General features: G+C 67.8%; 17 protein-coding genes. 10 read left to right on the forward strand and 7 right to left on the reverse strand.

From position 1 onward, the window contains the following. The first annotated feature begins 119 nt into the window (after positions 1–119). The gene (locus tag G6N37_RS10515; protein ID WP_163679626.1) at positions 120–566 is read left to right on the forward strand and encodes an Lrp/AsnC family transcriptional regulator; all 447 of its coding nucleotides are present in this window, start codon (positions 120–122) and stop codon (positions 564–566) included. Positions 567–686: 120 nt separating this feature from the next. Here G6N37_RS10515 and G6N37_RS10520 read toward each other — a convergent pair whose 3' ends face one another. From G6N37_RS10520 to G6N37_RS10535, 4 genes are read right to left on the reverse strand one after another with little or no spacing between them, the layout of a single operon-like run. Next, positions 687–2,495, reverse strand: a complete 1,809-nt coding sequence (locus G6N37_RS10520; protein WP_163679630.1) for a sulfatase-like hydrolase/transferase — start codon at positions 2,493–2,495, stop codon at positions 687–689. Beyond that, positions 2,488–2,946, reverse strand: coding sequence for an SRPBCC family protein (locus G6N37_RS10525; protein ID WP_163679633.1), 459 nt, complete (start codon positions 2,944–2,946; stop codon positions 2,488–2,490). Before G6N37_RS10525 ends, G6N37_RS10520 begins: the two co-directional genes overlap by 8 nt. Positions 2,947–2,988: 42 nt before the next feature. Beyond that, positions 2,989–3,840, reverse strand: coding sequence for a CbiQ family ECF transporter T component (locus G6N37_RS10530; protein ID WP_174813814.1), 852 nt, complete (start codon positions 3,838–3,840; stop codon positions 2,989–2,991). Next, the gene (locus G6N37_RS10535; protein WP_372514669.1) at positions 3,837–5,882 is read right to left on the reverse strand and encodes an ATP-binding cassette domain-containing protein; all 2,046 of its coding nucleotides are present in this window, start codon (positions 5,880–5,882) and stop codon (positions 3,837–3,839) included. The genes G6N37_RS10530 and G6N37_RS10535 overlap by 4 nt, the downstream gene beginning before the upstream one ends. Positions 5,883–5,998: 116 nt before the next feature. Here G6N37_RS10535 and G6N37_RS10540 point away from each other — a divergent pair, with 116 nt between their 5' ends. Both G6N37_RS10540 and G6N37_RS10545 read left to right on the forward strand, forming a co-directional pair. Then, a complete protein-coding gene (locus G6N37_RS10540; protein ID WP_163679636.1) occupies positions 5,999–6,472 on the forward strand; it encodes a MarR family winged helix-turn-helix transcriptional regulator in 474 nt (157 codons plus the stop codon). Between the two features lie 80 nt (positions 6,473–6,552). After that, entirely contained in the window at positions 6,553–8,964 is a 2,412-nt protein-coding gene (locus tag G6N37_RS10545) for an ATP-binding cassette domain-containing protein (RefSeq protein WP_163679639.1), read from the forward strand. Here the strand turns inward: G6N37_RS10545 and G6N37_RS10550 are convergent. Further along, on the reverse strand, positions 8,923–10,014 hold the full coding sequence (locus tag G6N37_RS10550; protein ID WP_372514670.1) for an esterase-like activity of phytase family protein: 1,092 nt from the start codon (positions 10,012–10,014) through the stop codon (positions 8,923–8,925). The genes G6N37_RS10545 and G6N37_RS10550 overlap by 42 nt on opposite strands. 128 nt (positions 10,015–10,142) lie before the next feature. Between G6N37_RS10550 and G6N37_RS10555 the strand changes: the two genes are divergently transcribed. Further along, entirely contained in the window at positions 10,143–12,095 is a 1,953-nt protein-coding gene (locus G6N37_RS10555) for an acyl-CoA dehydrogenase family protein (RefSeq protein WP_163679645.1), read from the forward strand. Here the strand turns inward: G6N37_RS10555 and G6N37_RS10560 are convergent. Both G6N37_RS10560 and G6N37_RS10565 read right to left on the reverse strand, forming a co-directional pair. Continuing rightward, entirely contained in the window at positions 12,085–13,494 is a 1,410-nt protein-coding gene (locus tag G6N37_RS10560; RefSeq protein WP_163679648.1) for an MFS transporter, read from the reverse strand. The genes G6N37_RS10555 and G6N37_RS10560 overlap by 11 nt on opposite strands. 243 nt (positions 13,495–13,737) lie before the next feature. Beyond that, positions 13,738–14,205 (reverse strand): LppP/LprE family lipoprotein, encoded by a 468-nt coding sequence (locus tag G6N37_RS10565; protein ID WP_163684883.1) that lies wholly within the window; start codon positions 14,203–14,205, stop codon positions 13,738–13,740. A 310-nt stretch (positions 14,206–14,515) separates the two neighbouring features. Here G6N37_RS10565 and G6N37_RS10570 point away from each other — a divergent pair, with 310 nt between their 5' ends. The 6 genes from G6N37_RS10570 to G6N37_RS10595 all read left to right on the forward strand — a co-directional run bounded on the left by G6N37_RS10570 (position 14,516) and on the right by G6N37_RS10595 (position 22,441). Continuing rightward, on the forward strand, positions 14,516–18,736 hold the full coding sequence (locus G6N37_RS10570; RefSeq protein WP_163679651.1) for a bifunctional nitrate reductase/sulfite reductase flavoprotein subunit alpha: 4,221 nt from the start codon (positions 14,516–14,518) through the stop codon (positions 18,734–18,736). Between the two features lie 110 nt (positions 18,737–18,846). Further along, positions 18,847–19,122 (forward strand): hypothetical protein, encoded by a 276-nt coding sequence (locus G6N37_RS10575; protein WP_232075408.1) that lies wholly within the window; start codon positions 18,847–18,849, stop codon positions 19,120–19,122. 109 nt (positions 19,123–19,231) lie between these two features. Next, positions 19,232–20,035 carry a trehalose 2-sulfotransferase gene (gene stf0, locus G6N37_RS10580; protein ID WP_163679654.1) on the forward strand — a complete coding sequence of 268 codons (804 nt, stop codon included), beginning with the start codon at positions 19,232–19,234 and terminating at the stop codon, positions 20,033–20,035. A gap of 359 nt (positions 20,036–20,394) precedes the next feature. Then, a complete protein-coding gene (gene cysK, locus G6N37_RS10585; protein WP_163679657.1) occupies positions 20,395–21,327 on the forward strand; it encodes a cysteine synthase A in 933 nt (310 codons plus the stop codon). A gap of 2 nt (positions 21,328–21,329) precedes the next feature. Then, on the forward strand, positions 21,330–22,013 hold the full coding sequence (gene cysE, locus G6N37_RS10590; protein WP_163679660.1) for a serine O-acetyltransferase: 684 nt from the start codon (positions 21,330–21,332) through the stop codon (positions 22,011–22,013). 8 nt (positions 22,014–22,021) lie between these two features. Then, positions 22,022–22,441, forward strand: coding sequence for a thioredoxin family protein (locus G6N37_RS10595; protein ID WP_163679663.1), 420 nt, complete (start codon positions 22,022–22,024; stop codon positions 22,439–22,441). Positions 22,442–22,459: the final 18 nt, after the last annotated feature.

Below are 22,459 nucleotides of genomic sequence, written 5' to 3' on the forward strand. Positions count from 1 at the left end.
CAACGATATTTTGGCCATCTGGCACAATCAAACGCTATATATTGCGTGTCTATGCGTTATTCGTTGCGTTAGAATCGCGTCAGCAACGATTTATTGCGCACGAGTGGAGGGGCAGGGTGATGGAGCGGCTCGATGAGACCGACGCGCGCATCCTCGCCGAACTGACCGAGCATGCCCGGGCGACCTTCGCCGAAATCGGCGAGAAGGTGAACCTGTCGGCGCCCGCGGTCAAGCGCCGCGTCGACCGGATGCTCGACACCGGCGTCATCAAGGGCTTCACCACCGTCGTCGACCGCAATGCCCTGGGCTGGAACACGGAAGCCTATGTGCAGGTGTTCTGCCACGGCACGATCGCCCCCGACCGGTTGCGCGCCGCCTGGGTGGACATGCCGGAGGTGGTCAGCGCCGCGACGGTGACCGGCACGTCGGACGCGATCCTGCACGTGCTGGCGCGCGACATGAGTCACCTGGAGGCGGCCCTCGAGCGCATCCGGTCGAGCGCCGACATCGAGCGCAGCGAAAGCATCGTGGTGTTGTCGAACCTCATCGACCGGATGAGAACCTGAACAGGCCGCGGCGTGGCGCTCCCCGACCATGAGGCGCCAGTCAAATTTGCTATCGCAGGCGATATCACATTCACGGATCGTCTGATGCCCCGAAGCTGGTACTGATGTGGCGCACGTGATTCAGCGACCGAATGTGGCCGCAATGATGCGCCGCAACCTCGACGGCCGCGCAGTCGGCGGCCGACGAGAAGCGTAGGGCCAGGGCCTGTTTCGCTCGGGAACGGAGTCGGCCCGGATGTGTTTGAGCTGCGTTCGCAGGTGCTGGCGCAGGGCGTGCAGGTCCGGATCGGTCCACCGGTTGATCGCCTCGATCGGGTCGGCGGTCAGGTCGTACAGCTCCCACTGGTCGTCGAGCGGGGACGTCCGGTACGCCTCTCCCCCGAGCCCGCTTGCCGCCAGGTGCCGCACTCCGGGCTCCGTCCAGGTACTCGGGTCGTCGAAGGTTCGTACCAGCTTCCAAAGATGGCCGCCGCCGGCGGCCGTTGCCTCGTCGACGCGAACGACCAGCCCCTCGAAGTTGGAGGCGGTGTAGGCCGGCACCCGGATGCGCAGCGGCGCAGGCGGATTGACCGTACGCCTCAGCCGGCGGCCCAATCCCGAGGCGCCGCTGTCTCCCTCGAGCATGTTGTCGCGGGTCATCAGGTAGACGGCACGGGTCTCGTCGGCCGCGGCGCCGTCCACGACCGGCATCAGGTTGCGGCCCGGTAGCTGGTGCACTTCCGAAAACGTCTGAGCGAGCGTGGCACCCACCGCGGCCACGTCGACGCCCGCCGCCCCCAGCAGGGTGGGGACCAGATCGACGTGTGAAGTCGGCGCCGTGATCCGCCGCGGCCGCGTCGCGTACCCGCCGATGCGCGCGATGACGAAGGGAACGCGGGTGGCCTCGTCGTAGAGGTTGAACCATTTCTGGTGCAGGCCGCCGTGGGCGCCCAACAGATCGCCGTGGTCGGCCGTGCGCACCAATACCGCGTCGTCCGAACCACCTTCGGTGACCGCCCGCCTGACACGGTCGATCGGTCCGTCCACCTCGGCGTGCAGCCGGTAGTACAGGTCGCGATAGCGCTGCGCGTTGCGCTCGTAGGTTCGGTCGATCGCGGGCGCGGGCCCGTACCCGGAGTAGTAGGCCTCGCGAAAAGCGATCTGCGCCGCCGGTTTGGTGGACAGGTCTTCGTCCGCGGTGGGCGCGGCGGGCACCGCGGGCGGGTCGAGCGGCGACGGCTTGACCGGGCTCCGCCGCGACCAGGCCGGGAAGAGCACGATGTCGTGGGGATTGACGAAGCTGGCGACAAGAAGGAACGGGCGCAGCGCGGCGGGGTCGCCGTCGCGGCGACGGGCGTAACGGTCGGCGAGCCACGCGACCACCCGGTCGGCGATCAGCGGGTCCCGGCGGACGCCGGCGTCAGCCAACGCCGCACCGTGCGGCTCCGGCCCGACCCACCCGGAGAAACCGAACGGCCCCAACGGATCCGCCTCCAGGTAGCGCCGCACCGCGGCGGCGTCGACGGCACCGTTCTCGTCATTGGTGGGCAGCGGTCGGCCGGTCCGGGGGTTGGTGAGATCGGCGTGCGAGATGTGCCACTTGCCGTCGTAGTGGGTGTCGTATCCGGCAGCCCGGAACCAATTGCCCAGTGTGGGCACCTCGCCCGGCCGCAGCCAGCGCATGCGCGAGTCGTCGGCGGTCTTCCCGATGCCATCGGTCTGGGTGACGCCGTGCAGATCGGGGTAGTGCCCGGTGAAGATGGTCGGGCGGCTCGGCACGCACGCCAGCGAGCCGCTGTAGTGCCGGGCGAAGCTGACGCCGTGGTCGTCGAACCACTGGCGGCCGGTCAACGTCCGGTCGCGCCATGCGAGCACGTCGGGATCCTCGTACGGCGGGACCGCGCGTTCCTCGTCGGTCATGATGACGATGACGTCGGGGCGATCAGACACCGGCGTGCTCCAATCGATTCGCGAGCCCGGCAAGCATGGCCTCGGACTGTCGCGCGAGGAAGCGGCACAGGACTTGTTCGGCCAGTCTTTGCGTTGCGCGCGGCCCGATTTCGACAGTGCTGGTGAGCGTCACCAGAGTCCGGCCCGATTCGCCGGCGGCCGCTGCCAGCGTCCAGCGGTTGCACACCCTGCGCAGGCGGCTGGGCAGGCCGTCGATGTCGTAACCGAGGGCGCGGGGCGGGTCGAACTCCGTGATGCGCTCGACGAAGGCGTCACGATTGACCTGCACGCGCCGTGCGGTGCCGACGGCCTCCTCATCGGGTCCGGAGAACAAGACGCACGAGTGGTCGACGTTGCCGGCCCACGAACTGATCGACCCGAAGTCTGCGAGTGTTTCCCAGATGTCGCCGATGCGTGCCGCGATCGTGCGAGTCCGCTGAATGTCGGCCACCCGCTCACGCTACGCGAGGCCCTAGTGAGTCAGGTGGAATCCCTAGTGAGTCAGGTGAAATATTGTCTCGATCGCCACCGCCGCGCCGCTCACCGCCAGGGTCACCGCGAGCGTCGCCCAGTCCCCCAACCTCGGCCGCGCTGGATCGGCGGAGAGCTGACCGATGCCGCCGCGAGCAGTGATCGCGTCGCCCATCTCGTCGGCGCGCCGCAGAGTCACGACGACGGCGGCGGCAACCAGGTCGATGGAGTTGCCCGCCGTCTGCCGAACGCGGGCCTTGCGACTCGATGGCATATGGTTCGGCCGCAATCGACGGGCGGCGTAGAGCACCTGGAATTCCTCGATCAACAACGGGAAGGCGCGTAGCGCCAACGCCAAGGCCACGGCCCACTCATCAACCGGAATCCGCAGCCATTTGAAGGGGCGGCCCAGAATTGTCAAAGCCGGCGCGATTTCGGCGACATTGGTGGTCCAGGACACCATCGCCCCCAACCCAAGCAAAACGACCGACAGCGCGCTGATCCGCAGGAAATTCAACGCTCCGCCAAGCCAGACGCTGACCCCGCCGATCGATATCGCCGGGCTACCACCGGCGAGGGCGGCGGTCAGAAAACCCAATGCCAGCAGGACCCACAACCATCGCGGAATCGACGGAAGCGCACCCCGGGGGATGCGAGCGATCCAAACCGCCGCGAGCAGCAGCGCCGCCACCGACCCGATCGTCACCCAACCCGGGTAGAGGGTCAGCAACACCGAAACACCGAAAACCACCAGGAGTTTCGTGCCGGCCCATAAGTTGTGGATGGCGGACCCGCCGGGCACCGGAACCAAAAGCACCACCGGACGAGAGGTGCGCCGGCTGCGGCCGGATGCGGGGCTCGAGGCCGCGGTCACGGCACACCCCCTGCCGCGGCGGTGGCCGACACCGCTTCCAGCGCACCATTTCGCAGGTGCAGGGTCCGCGGGCACACGGCTTCCAAACCGCCGAAGTCGTGCGAGATGACGACCACGGTGAGACCTCTGTGCCGGCGCAGATCCGCCAGCACCCGCAGCAGGCCCCGCTGGCTGCCGATGTCCAACCCAGCCAGCGGCTCGTCGAGGATCAGTACGCGTGGCGAACACGCGAGCAGTCCGGCCAGCACGACCCGTCGCATCTGGCCACCGCTGAGCTGGTCGATGCGCCGCTTGCCCATCGCGGGTTCCAGTCCGACCGCGCCCAGAGCGGCGGCGACCCGGTCTTCGTCGTCGTGCGAAAAGCCCGCAACGGAAGCAACTTCCAAGCCGACATGGCTGCGCATCAATTGCAGCCTCGCCGTCTGAAACGACAGCGCCACCGCTCCGACGTGGTCACGGATCGGCTCACCGTCGATCAAACAGGCGCCGACGGTCGGAGCGGTCAGCCCGGCCATGACCCACGCCAGCGTCGACTTGCCCGAGCCGTTGCCGCCGTGAATCAGAATGCCGTCGCCCTGCTCCACCACGAAGCTGACATCGCGCAGCGCGGTCTTGGCCCACGGTGTCCCGCTGTTGTATTCGTGTCCGACCCCGACGATTTCGAGCACGGGCTGGTGGGATGCGCGCGGAACCGCGATGACCGGCGACTGGGCCGGCGGTGAGTCCCCCACGGTGTTATCTGGGGAATCGCTGAGGTTGATCGTCCGGTCGGCGGACGCGGCCTCGTTGTCGAAGTGCGTGATGTGCACCAGGGCGGTCCGATGCCGTTTGGGCAGGCCCGACAGCACATTCAGCAGGACCTCGCGGCCCTTTTGGTCGATCATGCTGGTGAACTCGTCGGCGATCAGCAACGCTGGTTCCCGAGCGAGCGCCGCGGCCAGCGCCAGGCGCTGCAGTTCCCCACCGGACAGGCTTCCGGTGTCACGTTCGGCGAAACCCCCGAGCCCCACTTCGCTGAGCAGATGGTCGACGTCGACCTCGGTGCCCGGCGGCAGCCCCCAGACCACATCATCGGCGACCCTCGTGCCCAGGACCTGGCTCTTCGGGTGCTGCAGAACGAGCGCCGTGCCGCCCAACATGCCCAACCCCACCGCGCCCGGGCGGTGGACGGTTCCCGACGTCGGTTGCCTGCCCGCCAGGATCAGCGTCAACGTGGTCTTCCCGGACCCGTTGGCGCCGATGACGGCGACGTGTTCGCCGACCTCGAGTTCCAGGCTGAGCTCGCGCAGCGCGTCCTGCTTGGCGTTGGGGTAGCGGAACCGGACCTTGTCCAATCGCACCGGCACGGGCCCGATCGGGGCGTCGGGGCTTTCGTTCGGCGCATCGAGTTTGTGCACATCCGGAACGTTGCCCATGCGGTCCAGCAAGCGGGAAAGCGCCCACCAACCGATCAAGGACGACAAGATGACCCCGTAGGTGACATACATGAGCATGAGCCAGGGCCAGTAACGCAGCCCGAATTCGAAGCACCGCAGCACGTCCGCACCGAGCCACTGCAGGTCAAGCCGGTTCAGGAAGGCAATGACACCGTCGACGTTGGCCTTCATCACCTCAAATATCAGATGCCGCAGCCGATTCAGCACCGCAAGAAAACCGACTGTCGCCGCGGCGACGGCCACCCCGGCGATCAGGGACGCGACGACGACGGTTGGTGTGCCTCTGCCCCGGCGCTTGACCGATCCGGTCAACCCGCCGATGTATGCACAGTTGACCACCGTCAAGAAACCGCCCAGTCCCGAGATGAGGAAGGCGATCATTGCGGCAGCAAATGTCGCGGCGAGCAGCACCCGAACCCGGTAACGGTAGGTCAGTAACCCCATCGGCACCGTGCCCAGCAGTGCCAATCCCTGCGCGAACGGGATCACCCCGGCGATGATCGCGATGACCGCGCAGAGCGCCCCCATGACCGCGGCCTGCGCCAATTCTGCCGGTTGTAAAGGTCCACCCCGATGGCGCGAACGGACGGGGCGACGGGCATTCACTTCACTGATTGTGCCAGCCCGCCGCACCAAGTCGCTTCAGCACACCTGGCGACTTTCCGGCCCGGTTCTGGCCGGTGATCTCGTCTCACTTAGCAAAGCTATGGAACGATGGGTATATGGACAGAGTTGTCGAGAGCCCACACGTCGAGGCCCAGCAGCTGGGGGCGGATCTGCTCGCGGTGGTGGCGCGGCTCAACCGGCTCGCCACCCAGCGGATCCAGATGCCTTTGCCCGCGGCGCAAGCCAGGCTGCTGGCCACGATCGAAGCCCATGGAGAAGCCCGAATCGGCGACCTCGCCACCGTCGATCACTGCTCGCAACCGACCATGACCACCCAGGTGCGCCGGCTCGAAGACGCCGGCCTGGTCACCCGGACGGTCGACCCGGGGGACGCCCGCGCCGTCCGGATCCGCATCACCCCGCAGGGCAAACGCATGCTCAACGCGGTGCGGGCGGACCGCGCCGCGGCGATCGAACCCCAGCTCGCGTTGCTCGAGCCGGGCGACCGCCAAGTGCTGACCGACGCGGTCAAGGTATTGCGCCGGCTCCTCGACAATGCGTCGCCGGCCGGCCGGCGTAACACGCTCTGACGGCACGACCCCGGTGAAGAGCCGACGGCCAGCGGGTAGACACTAAGTCGAGCTGACCGGTGTGACGAAAGGTGGCGGCCATGCGGCCCGAGGCTTCCGCGTTCAGGGCCTCTCCGTTGACCGTGTGGGTCGGGCCGACGCGGTTCGATTTCGCCCCGGGCCGCGATGTGATCGTCGGCTACGGCCCGGCCTGCGACATCGCCCTCGAGCGCCTCGGAAATCCGACCTCGCCGCCGCCACCGCCCCGCCCGGAGGTGGTGCTGCGGTTCGCCGGCACGCACTGGTTGGCCATCGACCTGAGCCACAACGGCATCTTCGTCGACGGTGCACGCGCGTCGACGGTGCAGCTCCGCGACGGTCAGGCGATCGGCATCGGCGACCCGCAGCGGGGGCCGCGGCTGGTCTTCCAGATCTCTCCCCCCGCCGCTCCGCCCGGGCGGCCTGCGCGCCCGGCTCCCCCACCCCCCGCCTACCGGCCGCCGCCACCCCCGCCGCCCGCTCCCGCCTGGCCGCAGCCCGCGCGTCCGACCGATCCCAACCTGCGCGCGCCGACCGAGCGCGAGACCCAACGCATGCGCGTCGTGCCGCCACAACCGGCCGCCGCCGAGCAGCCCGTGCGTGCCGACCCGGCGCCGCCCGCTCAGCCGAGTGCGGCCGACGCCCCGGAAAAGGGCGGTCCGGGCCTGATCGAGCGGATGATCACGTCCAAACTGCGCGTCGCCCGCCCGTCCGCGCGCGCCGCCGAGCCGAACGCCACCTACCGGTTGCCGCTCAAGGCCGACGCGCGCACCGTCGGGGTGACCGCATACCAGCTGGGGCTCGCCGTCGACGGGCGCGAGATGTTGTCGGGCATCTCGTTCGCGGCCCGTCCGGGCATGTTCACCGCGGTCGCCGGGCCGTCGGCCGCACGCAACTCCGCGCTACTCGGTCTGCTCGCCGGCACCACGCAACTCAGCTCGGGGCGCGTCACCGTCGACGGCCACGACGTGCACGCCGAGCCGGAGGCCATGCGCACCCGCATCGGCATCGTGGCGCACGACGACCGCCTGCACCGGCAGCTCACCGTCGAACGGGCCGTGGGGTATGCGGCCGAAATGCGCCTGCCGCAGGATATTCCGCGCGAACAACGCGACCGGGTGGTCAGCCAGGTGCTCGAGGAACTCGAGCTGACACCGCATCGGGCCACCCGGATCGGCAAGCTTTCACCCGAGCTGCGCCGGTGCGCCGCGCTGGCGGTCGAGCTCGTCACCCGGCCGACACTGCTGGTGGTCGACGAGCCGAGCGCCGGCCTGGATGCGGGGCAACAACGTCACGTGATGGCGATGCTGCGACGCCAGGCCGACATCGGCTGCGTGGTCGTGGCGGCCGTGTCGTCGCGAACGTCGTCGGCGAACCTCGATCTGTGCGACCAGGTTCTGGTCCTCACCTCCGCCGGCACGCCGGCGTTCCTCGGGCCGCCCTCGCAGATCGACTCCGACATGGGCACGGCCGACTGGCCCGAGGTGCTCGCCCGGGCGGGCGCCGACCCCGACGGAACCCACCGCGCGTTTCTCTCCCGGTCGCCGGCGTCGGCGTTGACGCCGCCGGTGATCGCCGCGCCGTCGCCGCCGCCCGCCGAACCCCCGTTGGCGCGGCAATTTCGGCTGCTGGCCCGCCGCGACGTCCGGCTCTTCTTCGCCGCCCGCCTCTACTTCGTGTTCGTGGTGCTGCTGCCGTTCCTGCTGGCGGGTCTAACCCTGCTGATTCCCGGAGACTCCGGCCTTGCCCGGCCCAGGGCGGGCAGTGCCCACCCGCACGAGGCCATCGAGATCCTGGCCGCCCTCAACGTCGCCGCGGTGATCATCGGCACCGCGCTGACCATCCGGGCCGTGGTGCGCGAGCGGCGGGTCTTCCGCCGCGAGCAGGCTCTCGGCCTGTCGACCGCGGCCTACCTGGCCGCCAAGACCCTCGTGTTCGGCCTGGCCGCGGCCGTCTTGACGGCGATCGTGTTCACCATCGTCATCGCCGACAAGGGTGGGCCCGCGCGTGGCGCCGCCCTGTTGCACGACCCGACGGTCGAGCTGTATGTGAGCGTGGCGACGACGGCGATCGTGTCCGCGCTGATCGGGCTCGCGTTGTCGGCGCTGGGCACGTCGCTGCGTGAGGTGCTGCCGCTGCTGTTGCCGGTGATCCTGGTGTCCGCGCTGTTCAACGGAAGCCTCGTGCAGCTGGTGAGCACGTGGGGCTTTCAGCAGATCGCCTGGTTCGTGCCCGCCCAATGGGGTTTCGCGGCATCGGCGTCCACAGTCGACCTGCGCAGGGTCGACGCGCTGGCCGCCGGGTCCCAAATGTGGACCCACTACAGCGGTTGGTGGGTGTTCGACATGAACATGCTGGTGCTCTTCGGCGTGGCGGCGGCGGGCTTCGCCCTCTACCGGCTGAGGCCCGGGCGGCGCGAGTCCCCCAAGCCGTCACATCGCGAACAACAGGAACTGAGTGACCTGACTCGGTGAGAAGTTGTTGTCGCTGACCAGCACCACCGATTGGCGACCGTCGGGCAGTTTCGGCCCCAGCGTGATGCCCTCGACATTGTCCAGCGGGGAGAGCCCCGGTGTGGCGGACAGGTCGGCGGCCAGGGTCTTGCTCATGGGGGTGACGGCCGCGTTCCGCATCGATGGGGTGGCCAAAACGTCTGTCGCCGCTCCGATCTCGGCGCGGTAGATCCGCACGGTCGGCGGCAGGGCCGCGGATCGTTCGATCACCAAGAAGGCGGTGTCCGACAGGGCGACCAGATCGGAGACACCGTTGACGTGGGCGGGCGGTGCCGGCGGCTCCATCGGGTAGGCGTATTGGGCCGTGGGCGTGCCGGTGGCGACGTCGAACTTGGTGATCCGGGTGAGCACGCGGTGGCCGCCGTCGTTGAGCGGCCCGTCGTTGTAGCCGGGGTCCTCCATCGCGGCGAACAGCGATCGGCCGTCGGGCGTCAGCGCCAGGCCCTCCAGCGCCTTGTCCCTGCGCGGACCCGTGCGCTGCGCGGACATCGCCAGATTGGGCGGCAAGGTGAACTGGCCCAGGTAGGCACCGTCGAGCCCGGCGGTTCGGATCCAGGGATCGAGCAGCACCGGTCCGGCGGTGAGGCGCTCACCTTCGGAGGACCAGTACAGGCGCTGGCGGACGGGGTCGAACGCGATGCCTTCTGGGTCGGGGGGAATGACCGGCGGCGCGGCGCCCAGCGTGAGCGGCGGGAACGGCCTGCCGGAGGGGTCGAGCAGCGGATGGGTGCCGGCGAACGTGACCTTGTCGATTCCCTTGTCCGACAAGGACAACTGCACGGTATAGAACCGGGCCGGATTCTTCTTGGAGCGGTCGTCGCTGACGACGTAATAGAGCTGGCGGCCGGCGTCATAGCTGAGCGCCGACAGGCCGCCGATGACGGTGCCGTCGAAGGTGGCGTCGAAGGGGACCTGCGACTGGCCCAGATACGCGAGCATCGGCCGCGGCGCGGGCGCCGCCGCGGGTGGATGCCCGGACGCGCAGCCGGCCAGCGACAGGGCGAGACACATGCTCGCCACCCACCGCCTCATAGTCGAGAAACGTAGCGCCGACGCGCGCCGGACGAAAACGCCGATCGGCCCGCCCCGGCCCCAGGGTCGTTATTCCCGCAGCGCGAATCGCAGGATACGGTCGATTTATGGCGCCAGATAGCACAAGCATTGCCGAGCAGCTGCGCAACGCCCTCGACGGGCGGTGGCGCGACGTGAGGAACCAGCTGCGGTCCACCATGAGCGAGGAGCTGTTCCGGCCGCACTACACCCCCAACACCGTGATCGCGCGCACCAAGGTGGCCGAGCAGATGCGGATCATGGCCGCGTTCGGCGCCGCCGCCGACAACTTCCGCAAGGAGCACGGCGGCACCGGTGACATCGGCGCGGCGATCACGATGATCGAGATGCTGGCGATGTCGGACCTGTCGCTGATGGTGAAGGCGGGCGTGCAGTGGGGGCTGTTCGGCGGCGCCGTGGAGAACTTGGGCACCGAGCGCCACCACGAGGCCTACGTCAAGAAGATCATCAGCCTCGAATTGCGGGGCTGCTTCGCGATGACCGAGACCGGACACGGCAGCGACGTGCAGTCGCTGGAGACCACCGCGACCTACGACCCGGCCACCGAGGAGTTCGTCATCGACTCCCCCACCCCGACGGCGCGCAAGGACTACATCGGGGGTGCCGCCGAAACGGCCACCATGGCGGCGGTATTCGCGCAATTGATCACCGAGGAGAGCGGTGAGCCGGTCAACCACGGCGTGCACTGCCTGCTGGTTCCGATCCGCGACGCCGACGGCAACGACCTGCCCGGGGTGACGACGTCGGACTGCGAATACAAGGGCGGCCTGCCCGGCGTGGACAACGGCCGCATCGTCTTCGACCACGTCCGCGTCCCGCGGGTGAACCTGCTGAACAAGTACGGCGACGTCGCACCCGACGGCGCCTACAGCTCGCCGATCGACAACCCCAACCGCCGGTTCTTCACCATGCTCGGCACCCTGGTCCGCGGGCGGATCACCGTGGGCGGCAGCGCGGGCGCGGCCGCCCGTGTCGCGCTGGACATCGCCACCCGATACGCGTTGCAGCGCAGGCAATTCAGCGCGCCGGATGACGAGTCCGAGGTGCTGATCATGGACTACCTGGTGCACCAGCGCCGGCTGTTCCCGTTGATCGCGAAGTCGTACGCGCTGCAGTTCGCCCAGAACGAGCTGGTCAGCAAGTGCCATGACATCCAGACCGCCGACGCGGTCGACGCCGACGAGCAGCGCGAGTTGGAGGCGCGCGCCGCCGGGTTGAAGGCGGCCAACACCTGGCACGCGTCCCGGGCGATTCAGGAGGCCCGGGAGGCCTGCGGCGGCGCGGGCTACATGGCCGAGAACCGGCTGGTCGCGCTGCGCGGCGACACCGACGTGTTCACCACCTTCGAGGGGGACAACCACGTCCTGACGCAGTTGGTGGCCAAGGAGCTGCTGACGGCCTACGCCGACGACATCCGCAGCATGAGCCCCGTCGAATGGGTTCGCTTCGCCGCCAACACCGTCGGCGAGCGGGTCGTCAAACGCACTGCGGCAGAGACGATCATCCAAACCATCGTGGACGCCCGGCAGGACAGCGAGGAAGAGGGCAGCCTCTTCAACCGCGGCACGCAGATCAAGATGTTCGAGGACCGGGAGGAATATCTGATCGCGTCCGTCGCTCGACGGCTGCAGGCCAAGTCCAAGGAGATGTCGGAGTTCGACGCGTTCAACGCGGTGCAGGACCACGTGCTGCACGCCGCGTCCGCGCACATCGACCGGGTGGTTCTCGAAGCGTTCGTCGCCGGCATCGACGCCTGCCCGCACGAGGAGGCCCGCGAACTGCTGGGCATTGTCTGCGATCTGTACGCGCTGTCGGTGATCGAGGACGACAAAGCCTGGTACATCGAGCATCGGTACCTGTCGACCGAGCGGGCCAAGGCGGTCACCCGGGGGATCAATGACCGGTGTCGCGCGCTGCGCCCGCACGCGCAAACGCTCGTCGACGGTTTCGGGATCCCCGAGCAGCTGCGTTACGCCGAGATGCTGCACCCGGAGAACTTGGCGGACGCGGTCACGAGCTGACGGGCTGCTCGCCGAGCATCTCCCAGCCGGGCCGTGCCGCGTCCCGTTGCGGCCGAACATATCTGACCCAGGTCACGATCGCGGCGCCGACGTAACACATCAGGAAGACCCAGAACGCCGGCGTCTCCGTCCCTGCGCTGGCATAGGACTGTCGCAGGGCCAAGTTGATCACCACTCCCCCCAGCGCGCCCAGCGACCCGGCGAGGCCGATCAGCGCTCCCGACCGCACGGCCTCCCAGTGCCGCCGTTCGGCGTCGCCGATACCCAGCGCACGGCTTCGCTCCGCGACCACCGAAGGGATGAGCTTGAACACCGAGCCCTTGCCGACGCCGCAAAAGATGAAGAGCGCAATGAATCCGATGATGTAGCCGATCGTCGTGAACGACCCCACCGGCTCGCCGGGCCCGCGGGTGAGGTCGTCGTGGGTGCTGACGGCGACCAGGAATCCACCGGCGGCGATCATGGCGGTCAGGACGGTCAGCGTGACGCGGCCGCCATCGAAACGATCGCCCAGCCTGCCGCCGGTCACCCGCGCGATCGATCCCAGCAGCGGTCCGGCGAAGGCGATTTCGGCAGCGTGCAGCGCGGCCTGCGCGTGGCTTTGCCCGGCCGCCATCAAATTGTGCTGGAGCACTTGGCCGAAGGCGAACGCGAAGCCGATGAACGAGCCCGCGGCGCACATATAGAGGAATGAGATCGCCCAGGTGTCGGGAATGGCAAGGACGGACCGCACATGGGAGACCTCGATGGAGTGGTCGAGGTTATCCATGAACAGCGCCGCGCCGACACCGACGACCGCCAGCAGCACCAGATAGACGGCGCACACCCAATACGGCTGCCGGTGGCCCGCGGTGGCCAGCACCACCAGACCGACGGCCTGGACGGCCGCGGCGCCCAGGTTGCCGATCCCGCCGGTGAGCCCCAGCGCCATGCCCTTGCGCCGCTGGGGGTAGAAGGATTCGACGTTGGCCAGCGACGCCGCGTAGTTCCCGCCGCCCAACCCCGTCAGCGCCGCGCACACCAGATACGGCCACAAGGGCAGGCCGGGATGGGCGAGCAGCACAATGGCTCCCACGGTCGGGATCAGCAGCACGAACGACGACAGCACCGCCCAGTTACGCCCGCCGAACCTGGCGGTGCCCATCGTGTAGGGGATGCGCACGAGCGCACCGACGAGGGCCGCGGTGGCGCCCAGCAGCAGCTTGTCGCCGGTGGAGAATCCGTAGACGTCCTCCGGCATGAACAGCACCATGACCGACCAGAGGTACCAGATGGAAAAGGCGGCGTGCATGGTCGCGATCGACCAGATCAGGTTCCGGCGGGCGATCGTGTTGTTTCCGGCTTCCCACGCCACGAGATCCTCTGGGTCCCACTGCGAGAGGCGTCGCGACCTGCCCATCAGACCTGCCTTCCACGCCGGATCCAGTGCCGGGCACCGGTTGTCAACGATGACAGGGCTTGGCCGGTGACGGCGGAGCCCGGCGTAAGAGTCTACTGAATAAAGCCTGTGAAACTCGCGATTCTCGACAACGGCGTCAGGGCAATCACCTGCCGCCCGGACCGCGAAGCCGGACCCGCCGCGTGCGTGCCCGGCCGATCGCGGGGAAGGGTCGCGCCGCACGCATCCGCTTGCGGCGCAACGTCATTGGTTGGGGATCTTGCCGATCGCTCTCAGCTTGCCGTCCGGGCCGATCTCGAACTTCACCGTGCCGATACCGGTGGGGCAGCACGGCTGATCGTTGCCCTTCGACCATTGGTACTGAACCGCGATGGCGTCGTCAGAAGGCGGCAACACGGTTATGTACGGCTTGGGATTAGGGGTTGGTGGGCCCAGCGGCCTGTCGTGATCGAAGAACAGCAACTGCTGGCCGGTGGATTCGCTGGCGATGGTCGGGATGATCTGCACCCAGTACAAGCGGCACTTCTTGGCATGCCCGCGAGCGATTTCCACCCACGTGGTACCCGGCACGGTGATGGGAACCGACGCGATCGCCCGCTGCACGGTGTCGGGTCTCGGCCCGTCGGACTCCTTGCATTTGTCGGGTGAAACCGGCGGCGCGCCGGCCTCCTTCCCGCCGCAACCGGAGGCCAGCAGGATCAGCAGGATCACCATCAGCTGACGCACCCGGTGAGCTTAGCGAAGGCTGTGAATGTCCCGTTTGTTTGGTCGGAGACCACGTTCTGACAGGGCAAGCCCCCGGCCGCCCGGGTAGCCTGATGCGGAGTCGGCCGGTCGACGATGACCCATGCTGACCTGGGGGTTTACGGCATTTCCGAGAGTTCACGGACGCGCTTCGTCGCGTGAGAGGAAGCCGTAAAGCGGGGGAAACTCCCGATACCCGGTGCCGAAACATCCTCATCGCACCATTCGACGTAAGCCCGTTGCGCTCACAGGAGGGAAGTGCGTGGCCAGGGAGTCCATGGCGTCACACGACGATGCCGTGAACACCATGTGCGCATACTGCGGCGTCGGATGCGGAATGGTGCTGCAGGTCACAACCGATCCCGACAGCGGTCGGCGTCACATCGCGAAGTCGATTGGGGACAAAGAACATCCGGCTAACTTCGGCCGGTTGTGCACCAAGGGCGCCACCACTTCGGACGTGCTCAACGCACCCGGCCGGATGGAGTCGGCGCACCTGCGCGCCGACCGCGGGGAACCCGTCGAGGCCGTCGATATGGACAGCGCGATCACTCAGTGCGCGAACCGGTTACGGGCGGTCATCGACGCGCATGGCCCGGATTCCTTTGCCATGTATGTGTCGGGCCAGATGTCCATCGAGGCGCAGTACCTGGCGAACAAGTTGACCAAAGGCTTCATCGGCACCAACCAGATCGAGTCGAACTCACGGCTGTGCATGGCGAGCGCCGGTTCCGGCTACAAGCTCTCCCTGGGCGCCGACGGGCCGCCCGGCTCGTACCAAGACTTCGAACACGCCGACGTCTTCTTCGTCATCGGCGCCAACATGGCCGACTGCCATCCCATCCTGTTCTTGCGGATGATGGAGCGCGTCAAGGCCGGGGCCAAACTGATCGTCGTCGATCCGCGCCGCACCGCGACCGCGGAGAAGGCCGACCTGTTCCTCCAGATCGCCCCCGGTTCCGATCTGGCACTCCTCAACGGGTTGCTGCACCTGATCGTCGAGAACGGACACACGGAACCCGAATTCATCGCCGATTTCACCGAGGGGTGGGAGGTGATGCCCAGCTTCCTGGAGCAGTACGCCCCCGACACGGTCAGCGAGATCACCGGGATCCCCGAAGACGACATCCGCACCGCGGCGCGGATGATCGGCGAGGCCGAGAATTTCGTGAGCTGCTGGACCATGGGCCTCAACCAGAGCACCCACGGCACCTGGAACACCAACGCGATCTGCAACCTGCACCTGGCCACCGGCGCGATCTGCAAGACGGGCAGCGGCCCCTTCTCGCTGACGGGCCAGCCCAACGCGATGGGCGGCCGCGAAATGGGTTACATGGGACCGGGATTGCCCGGCCAGCGCTCCGTCCTGTCCGCGGACGACCGCGCCTTCGCCGAAGACCAGTGGGGCGTTCCCCGGGGGACGCTCCGCACCGAGGTCGGTACCGGCACGATCGACATGTTCTCCCGGATGGCCGAGGGCGAAATCAAAGCATGCTGGATCGTGTGCACCAATCCCGTTGCCTCCGTGGCAAACCGGAGAACGGTGCTGGCCGGCCTGGAGCGCGCCGAATTGGTCATCGCCCAGGACGCCTTCCTCCAAACGGAGACCAACGAATACGCCGACGTGCTGCTGCCGGCGGCCCTGTGGTCGGAGGCGGAGGGGGTGATGGTCAATTCCGAGCGCAACATGACGCTGTTCCAGCCGGCCGTCGCCGCCCCCGGTGACGCGATGCCCGACTGGCAGATCATCGCCCGGATCGCCTGCGAAATGGGATATTCGGAGGCATTCAGCTATAACTCCGCCGAGGAAGTCTTCGACGAGATCAAGCGATTCTCGAACCCGAAGACCGGCTACGACCTGCGGGGGGTCAGCTACCAGAGACTGCGTCGAAGCCCGCTGCAGTGGCCGTGCGCGCCGGGCCGCCCGGGCGACCGCAACCCCATTCGCTACCTCAACGACGGGGTGAGTCAGGCCCGGCGGGTCCGCGAGGACGGCACCGCACCCCGGCTGGCCTTCCCCACCGAGAACGGCCGCGCGGCGTTCTACGCGCGCCCGCACCTGCCGCCCGAGGAAATGCCGGACGACGACTATCCATTCCTGTTGAACACCGGCCGCCTGCCACACCAGTGGCACACGATGACCAAGACGGGCAAGGTCGCCAAGCTCAACAAGCTCAATCCCGGGCCGTTCGTCGAAATCCATCCCGGGGATGCCGCACGGCTGGGAATCACCGACGGCGACGCGATAGAAATCGCTTCCCGGCGCGGTCGCGCCGTGCTGCCCGCCTCGATCAGCGACCGGGTGCGCCCCGGCAACTGCTTCGCCCCGTTCCACTGGAACGACGTGTTCGGCGAATACCTGGCGATCAACGCGGTCACCAACGATGCGGTGGACCCGATCTCGAACCAACCGGAATTCAAAGCGTGCGCCGTCACGTTGGCGAAAGTCGCCGCCTCCGCGGCAGATCCGGCCGCCTGCCCCAAGCCGGCGGTGGACACCGAAACCCCAGAATCCGCGCCCACGGAGGTATCCGAAATCAGCGTGTCACAGGTTGATACCCTGGCCGAATTGCTCGGTGTGGCAACGAAACCCGTGCCGGAATTCGACGAGCTCGGCCGCTCCTACCTAGCCGGCATGTTGACCGCGCTTCGCTCGGAAGCCGGTCGACGCACGACCGGTGTGCCGACGCTGCCCCAAAGCGCTCCCTTCGATTCGGGCACCCGGCTATGGGTGGACGGTCTGCTCGCGGGCCTGTTCTCGCGCAATGAGGTTGCCCGACCCACACCGGCGCCGGCACTCGACAAGACCGCGATCGAGCCACCCGGAGCCAAGCCGGCCCAACGGGCACCCGTCGTGGTGCTGTGGGCGTCGCAGACCGGGACCGCCGAAGAGCTCACCTCCGAGGTGGCCGCGCGGCTGGGCGACACCCGGTTGCCGGTCGCGGTGCACGCCATGGACGACTTCCCAGTGGCCGAGCTGGCGACGACGCGGGAATTGCTGCTGATCACCAGCACGACCGGTGACGGTGAGCCGCCGGACAACGGAGCCGGCTTCTGGCGGGCGCTGACGACAGACGGCGCAGCGAAACTCACCCACACCCGTTATGCCGTGCTCGCCCTCGGCGACTCGAACTACGACGATTTCTGCGGTCACGGGCGCAAGCTCGACCAGCGTCTCGCGGAGCTCGGAGCGACCCGCATCGTCGACCGGGTCGACTGTGAACCCGATTATGAAGACAGCGTTGCCAAGTGGCTGGGCGGTGTCATCCAGGCGCTGTCCCGCACGCCCGCGCCGGTGGGCCGCGACGGCGGTGCGCCGGCGGCGGCCACCTCCTCGGTTGCCGCGCCGGCCCGGCCGGCCAACGGGTCGGGGGCGGTCGGGTACACCAAGAAGCATCCGCTGATCACCGACATGGTCCGCAACACCGTGTTGAGCCAGCCGAAATCGGCAAAAGACGTGCGGCATCTGGTTTTCAGCCTGCCGGAAGAGACCGTGAGCTACGAGGCCGGCGACGCGCTCGGCGTGTGGCCCCGCAACAGCGACCAACTGGTCGACGAATGGCTGTCGGTCACCGGACTGGACGGACAGACCCCGGTCGAGGTCGGCGAGCACGGTCTCATGTCGTTGCGTTCAGCGCTCACCGAGCGCATCGAGATCGCCCACATCAGCCGGGACCTGGTGCGGTTCGTGCAGGAGCGCACCGGCGACCCGACACTCGCCGAGCTGCTGAGGCCGGAAAACAAACGCGCACTGTCGGATTGGACGTGGGGGCGGCAATCCATCGACCTGCTGGCGCAGCTGCCGGTCTGGGCATCCGCCCATGAGTGGCTGCGGGTCCTCAAACGCCTTCAGCCGCGGTTGTACTCGATCTCGTCCAGCCCCAAGCAGCACCCCGGGGAAGTTCATCTGACGGTGTCGCCGGTGCGCTACAACTTCCAGGGCGTCCCGCGCCGCGGTGTGTGTTCGACGTATCTTGCGGACCGCTCCCCCGGCGATCGGGTCGCCGTCTATCTGCAGCAGTCGAGCAACTTCCGCCCGCCCGGCGATCCTGACACCCCGATGATCATGGTCGGTCCGGGGACGGGGATCGCGCCGTTCCGCGGTTTCCTGCAGGAGCGCCGCGCGCTCGGCCACACCGGGCCCAACTGGCTGTTCTTCGGGGAGCAGCACGCCGCCACCGACTACTACTACCGCAACGAGCTCGAGCAGATGCGGGACGACGGGTTCCTCACCGAGTTGGACCTCGCGTTCTCCCGGGACCAGAGCGAGAAGGTGTACGTGCAGCACCTGATGCGTCAGCGCGGCGCCCAGCTGTGGCGCTGGCTGCAGGACGGGGCGCAACTCTACGTGTGCGGTACCGCCGACCCGATGGCCAAGGACGTCGACCGCGCGCTCTGCGAGATCGCGGCCGAGCACGGCAGCCTCGATCCGGATGCGGCCAAGGAGTACGTCCGGTCGTTGAGCGCCGACAAGCGCTACCACCGCGACGTCTACTAGGCCTTCGGGGTCCGCCCGACTCGTAATACGACGGAAACGTCGCGCGCGTATTGCTGAAACAACCTCGCTGCACCATTCAGTCATTGGTGGCGCCGAGGAGGGACGTACGCGTGGCTCTGGATTTCGAGGGGCCCCTCGAGGACACTGTGCAGGCCGTCTGCCCGTTGCGGTGCCGGCTGCGGCGTGGGGCCGACGGCGACGACGGTGACCAGGTCGACTGGGCCGGGTTGCCGATCAATTTGGACTTGGCGTTCTCGCCGCAGCAGCGCGACAAGGTGTACAGGCAGCACCTGATGCGCAAGCGCGGCACGCAGCTTCGGGGACATCTTCGGGCCGGCTCTCACCTGTGCGTTTGCGAAGAGACCGCCGACGACGGACAGCCCTAGCCGCAGCGCTCCGCACGCTCACGCAGCACGATTTCCCGTCGGCAATTAAGGTCAGCGCGAGCGTAAAACATTACCTGCGAAAGCAATTCCGGCCGGATACGCTTGCTGCGTGGCCGATAATCCGTCGTCATACCTGGTGCTGGCGTCGCAACGCAGTGGCAGCACGCTGCTGGTCGAGTCGCTGCGCGCCACCGGCGTGGCCGGCGAGCCGCAGGAGTTCTTCCAATACCTGCCGGCCACCAGTCAGGCGCCACAGCCCCGCGAGTGGTTCGCCGCCGTGGAGGACGAATCCGTCCTGCGCCTGCTCGACCCGCTCGATGCGGGAACTCCGGACCTCGCGCCCGCCGAGATCTGGCGCGACTACATCCGCACGGTCGGGAGAACGCCGAACGGGATATGGGGCGGCAAGCTGATGTGGAATCAGACGCCGCTGTTGTTGAAGCGCGCGAAAAACCTACCGAATCGCAGCGGCGATGGCCTGCTGGCCGCGATCACCGACGTAGTGGGCGAGGAGCCGCTCTTCATCTATGTGCATCGTCCCGACGTGGTTTCACAGGCGGTGTCGTTCTGGCGGGCGGTGCAGACGCGGGTGTGGCGAGGGCGGCCCGACCCCGTTCGCGACGCGCGCGCCACCTATCACGCCGGCGCGATCGCGCACGTCGTCACCATGCTGCGCGCCCAGAATGAGGGCTGGCGGAACTGGTTCGCCGACGAAGACGTCAAGCCCATGGAGATTCCGTATCCGGTGTTGTGGCGCAACCTGACTCAGGTGGTGGCCGCCATCCTGGAGGCGTTGGGGCTCGACCCGCGGCTGGCTCCCGAGCCGATGCTGGAACGCCAGGCCGACCAGCGCTCTGACGAGTGGGTCGACCGGTACCGTGCCGATGCCGAGAAGTACGGCCTGCCAACCTGACCGCAAGAGCAGCGAGGGACTCGGCAAACGAACAGGCAGGACGGCCGAAATCCGTGGATGTCCTATAGTGGGGCCTATGCAACAGGCCACCCAGCCGTGCCTCGCCCTTACGCGCCGCCTCACCGTGCGCTGTTGTTGTCGCTGTTGTTGATTTTCTGACGTCGCAGAAGTCCTCGCGTAATCCGCCGGTTTGCGGGCGCCAGCACAGGTAACACCCGTGGCCGCCCACGCGCGTTAGTCAATGTCCAGGAGATCAACCCACCGATGACCATGTTCCCCACCCGCCACCGCGGCGCTGCCGCATTCGACATCCCCAGGCAGGGCGACGAAGCTTGTACTGACATCGTTGAGGAATACAGATGAGCATCGCAGACAACGTCACGCAACTAATCGGAAACACGCCGCTGGTCCGGCTGAATCGGGTAACCGAAGGCGCGGTCGCCGATGTCGTGGCGAAGCTGGAATTCTTCAATCCGGCGAACAGCGTCAAGGACCGTATCGGGGTGGCCATGCTCGATGCGGCCGAACACGCGGGTCTGATCAAACCCGACACGATCATCTTGGAACCGACGAGCGGGAACACCGGCATCGCGCTGGCGATGGTGTGCGCGGCCCGGGGCTATCGATGCGTACTGACGATGCCGGACACGATGAGCACCGAACGTCGAATGCTGTTGCGCGCGTTCGGTGCTGACATCGTCCTGACGCCCGGCGCCGACGGTATGGCAGGTGCCATCGCCAAGGCCGAAGAGTTGGCCAAGAACGACCAGCGGTACTTCATACCTCAGCAGTTCGAGAACCCCGCGAATCCGGCGATCCACCGCAAGACCACGGCCGAAGAGGTATGGCGAGACACCGACGGCAAGGTCGACGTCTTTGTCGCCGGGGTCGGCACCGGCGGCACCCTCACCGGTGTCGCCCAGGTCATCAAGGAACGCAACCCATCGGTGCAGATCGTGGCCGTGGAACCCGCCGCGTCCGCCGTCTTGTCCGGAGGGCAGAAGGGACCTCATCCCATCCAGGGCATCGGTGCCGGATTCGTGCCGCCGGTGCTCGATATGGATCTGGTTGACGAGGTCGTCACGGTCGGAAACGAAGAGTCGCTGGAAATGGCCCGACGGTTGGCGCGGGAGGAGGGGTTGCTGGTCGGCATCTCCTCGGGCGCGGCCGTGGTGGCCGCGCTCCAGCTGGCCCGCCGTCCGGAGAACGCCGGGAAGCTCGTGGTGGTGGTGCTGCCCAGCTTCGGCGAGCGCTATCTGAGCACCCCGCTCTTCGCCGACCTGGCGGATTAGCCATGCTCGCCGAGATACGACGTGACATCCGGGCCGCCAGGGAACGTGACCCGGCCCGCCCGACCACGCTGCAGGTGATCTTCGCTTACCCCGGCGTGCATGCCATCTGGGGCCACCGGATCAGCCACTGGTTATGGAACCGCGGCGCACGACTGGCCGCGCGGATACTCAACGAAGTCACTCGCATCCTGACCGGGGTTGATATCCATCCCGGCGCCGTGCTCGGCCCCGGTCTGTTCATCGACCACGCCACCGGGGTCGTCATCGGAGAGACGGCCGAAGTCGGCGAGGACGTCACGCTCTACCACGGGGTCACCCTGGGCGGCAGCGGCAGGGACACGGGCAAACGCCACCCGACGATCGGTGACCGGGTGGTGATCGGTGCCGGTGCCAAGGTGCTCGGCGCGATCAAGATCGGCGAGGACAGCCGGATCGGCGCCAACGCCGTCGTCGTCAAAGAGGTTCCGTCGAGCGCCGTGGTCATCGGGGTCCCCGGACAGGTCATCAGTCGCCACGGCCGAAGCAGCCCAGACGACTCGATGATGCCCGACCTCGTCGGCGTCAGCCTCCAGTCCCTGCTCACCAGGGTTGCCAAGCTGGAAGCTTCGAACGACGGCCAACAATCCGCCCGCGTCATCCGGCCACCAGAAGCCGGGGTGTGGCACGGCGAAGACTTCTCGATCTGAGGGTCCACATGAGCACTGTGGTGGTCGTCGTGACAGCGCTGATCGCGGCACTCGGAGCCGCCAGCGCGGCAGGCGTGCTGGTCAATCGGCGCTCGGGGGCGTTGCGCGAAACGGCTCCGGGCCTGCCGCAGGACACAGCCGACCTCGGCTTGTCCGAGGTCGGCCCGACGGTCGTGCATTTCACCGCCGCCTGGTGCGGCCCCTGCGCTTCGGTACGCCGCGTGGTCGAGCAGGTGTGCACGGATCTTCCCGACGTGGCACATCTCGAGCTCGACATCGACGCCCACCCCGCCGCCGCCAAACGGCTTTCGGTGCTGTCGCTGCCGACCACGTTCATCTTCGACGCCGGGGGCCGTCAGCGATACCGCAGCGCGGGCGTGCCTAAGGCCGCGGAGTTGCGTCAGGCGCTGCAGCCCCTGTTGGCTTGATCGGCCCCGCCGGCGCCT

The organism is Mycobacterium seoulense (assembly GCF_010731595.1).
Classification (GTDB): domain Bacteria; phylum Actinomycetota; class Actinomycetes; order Mycobacteriales; family Mycobacteriaceae; genus Mycobacterium; species Mycobacterium seoulense.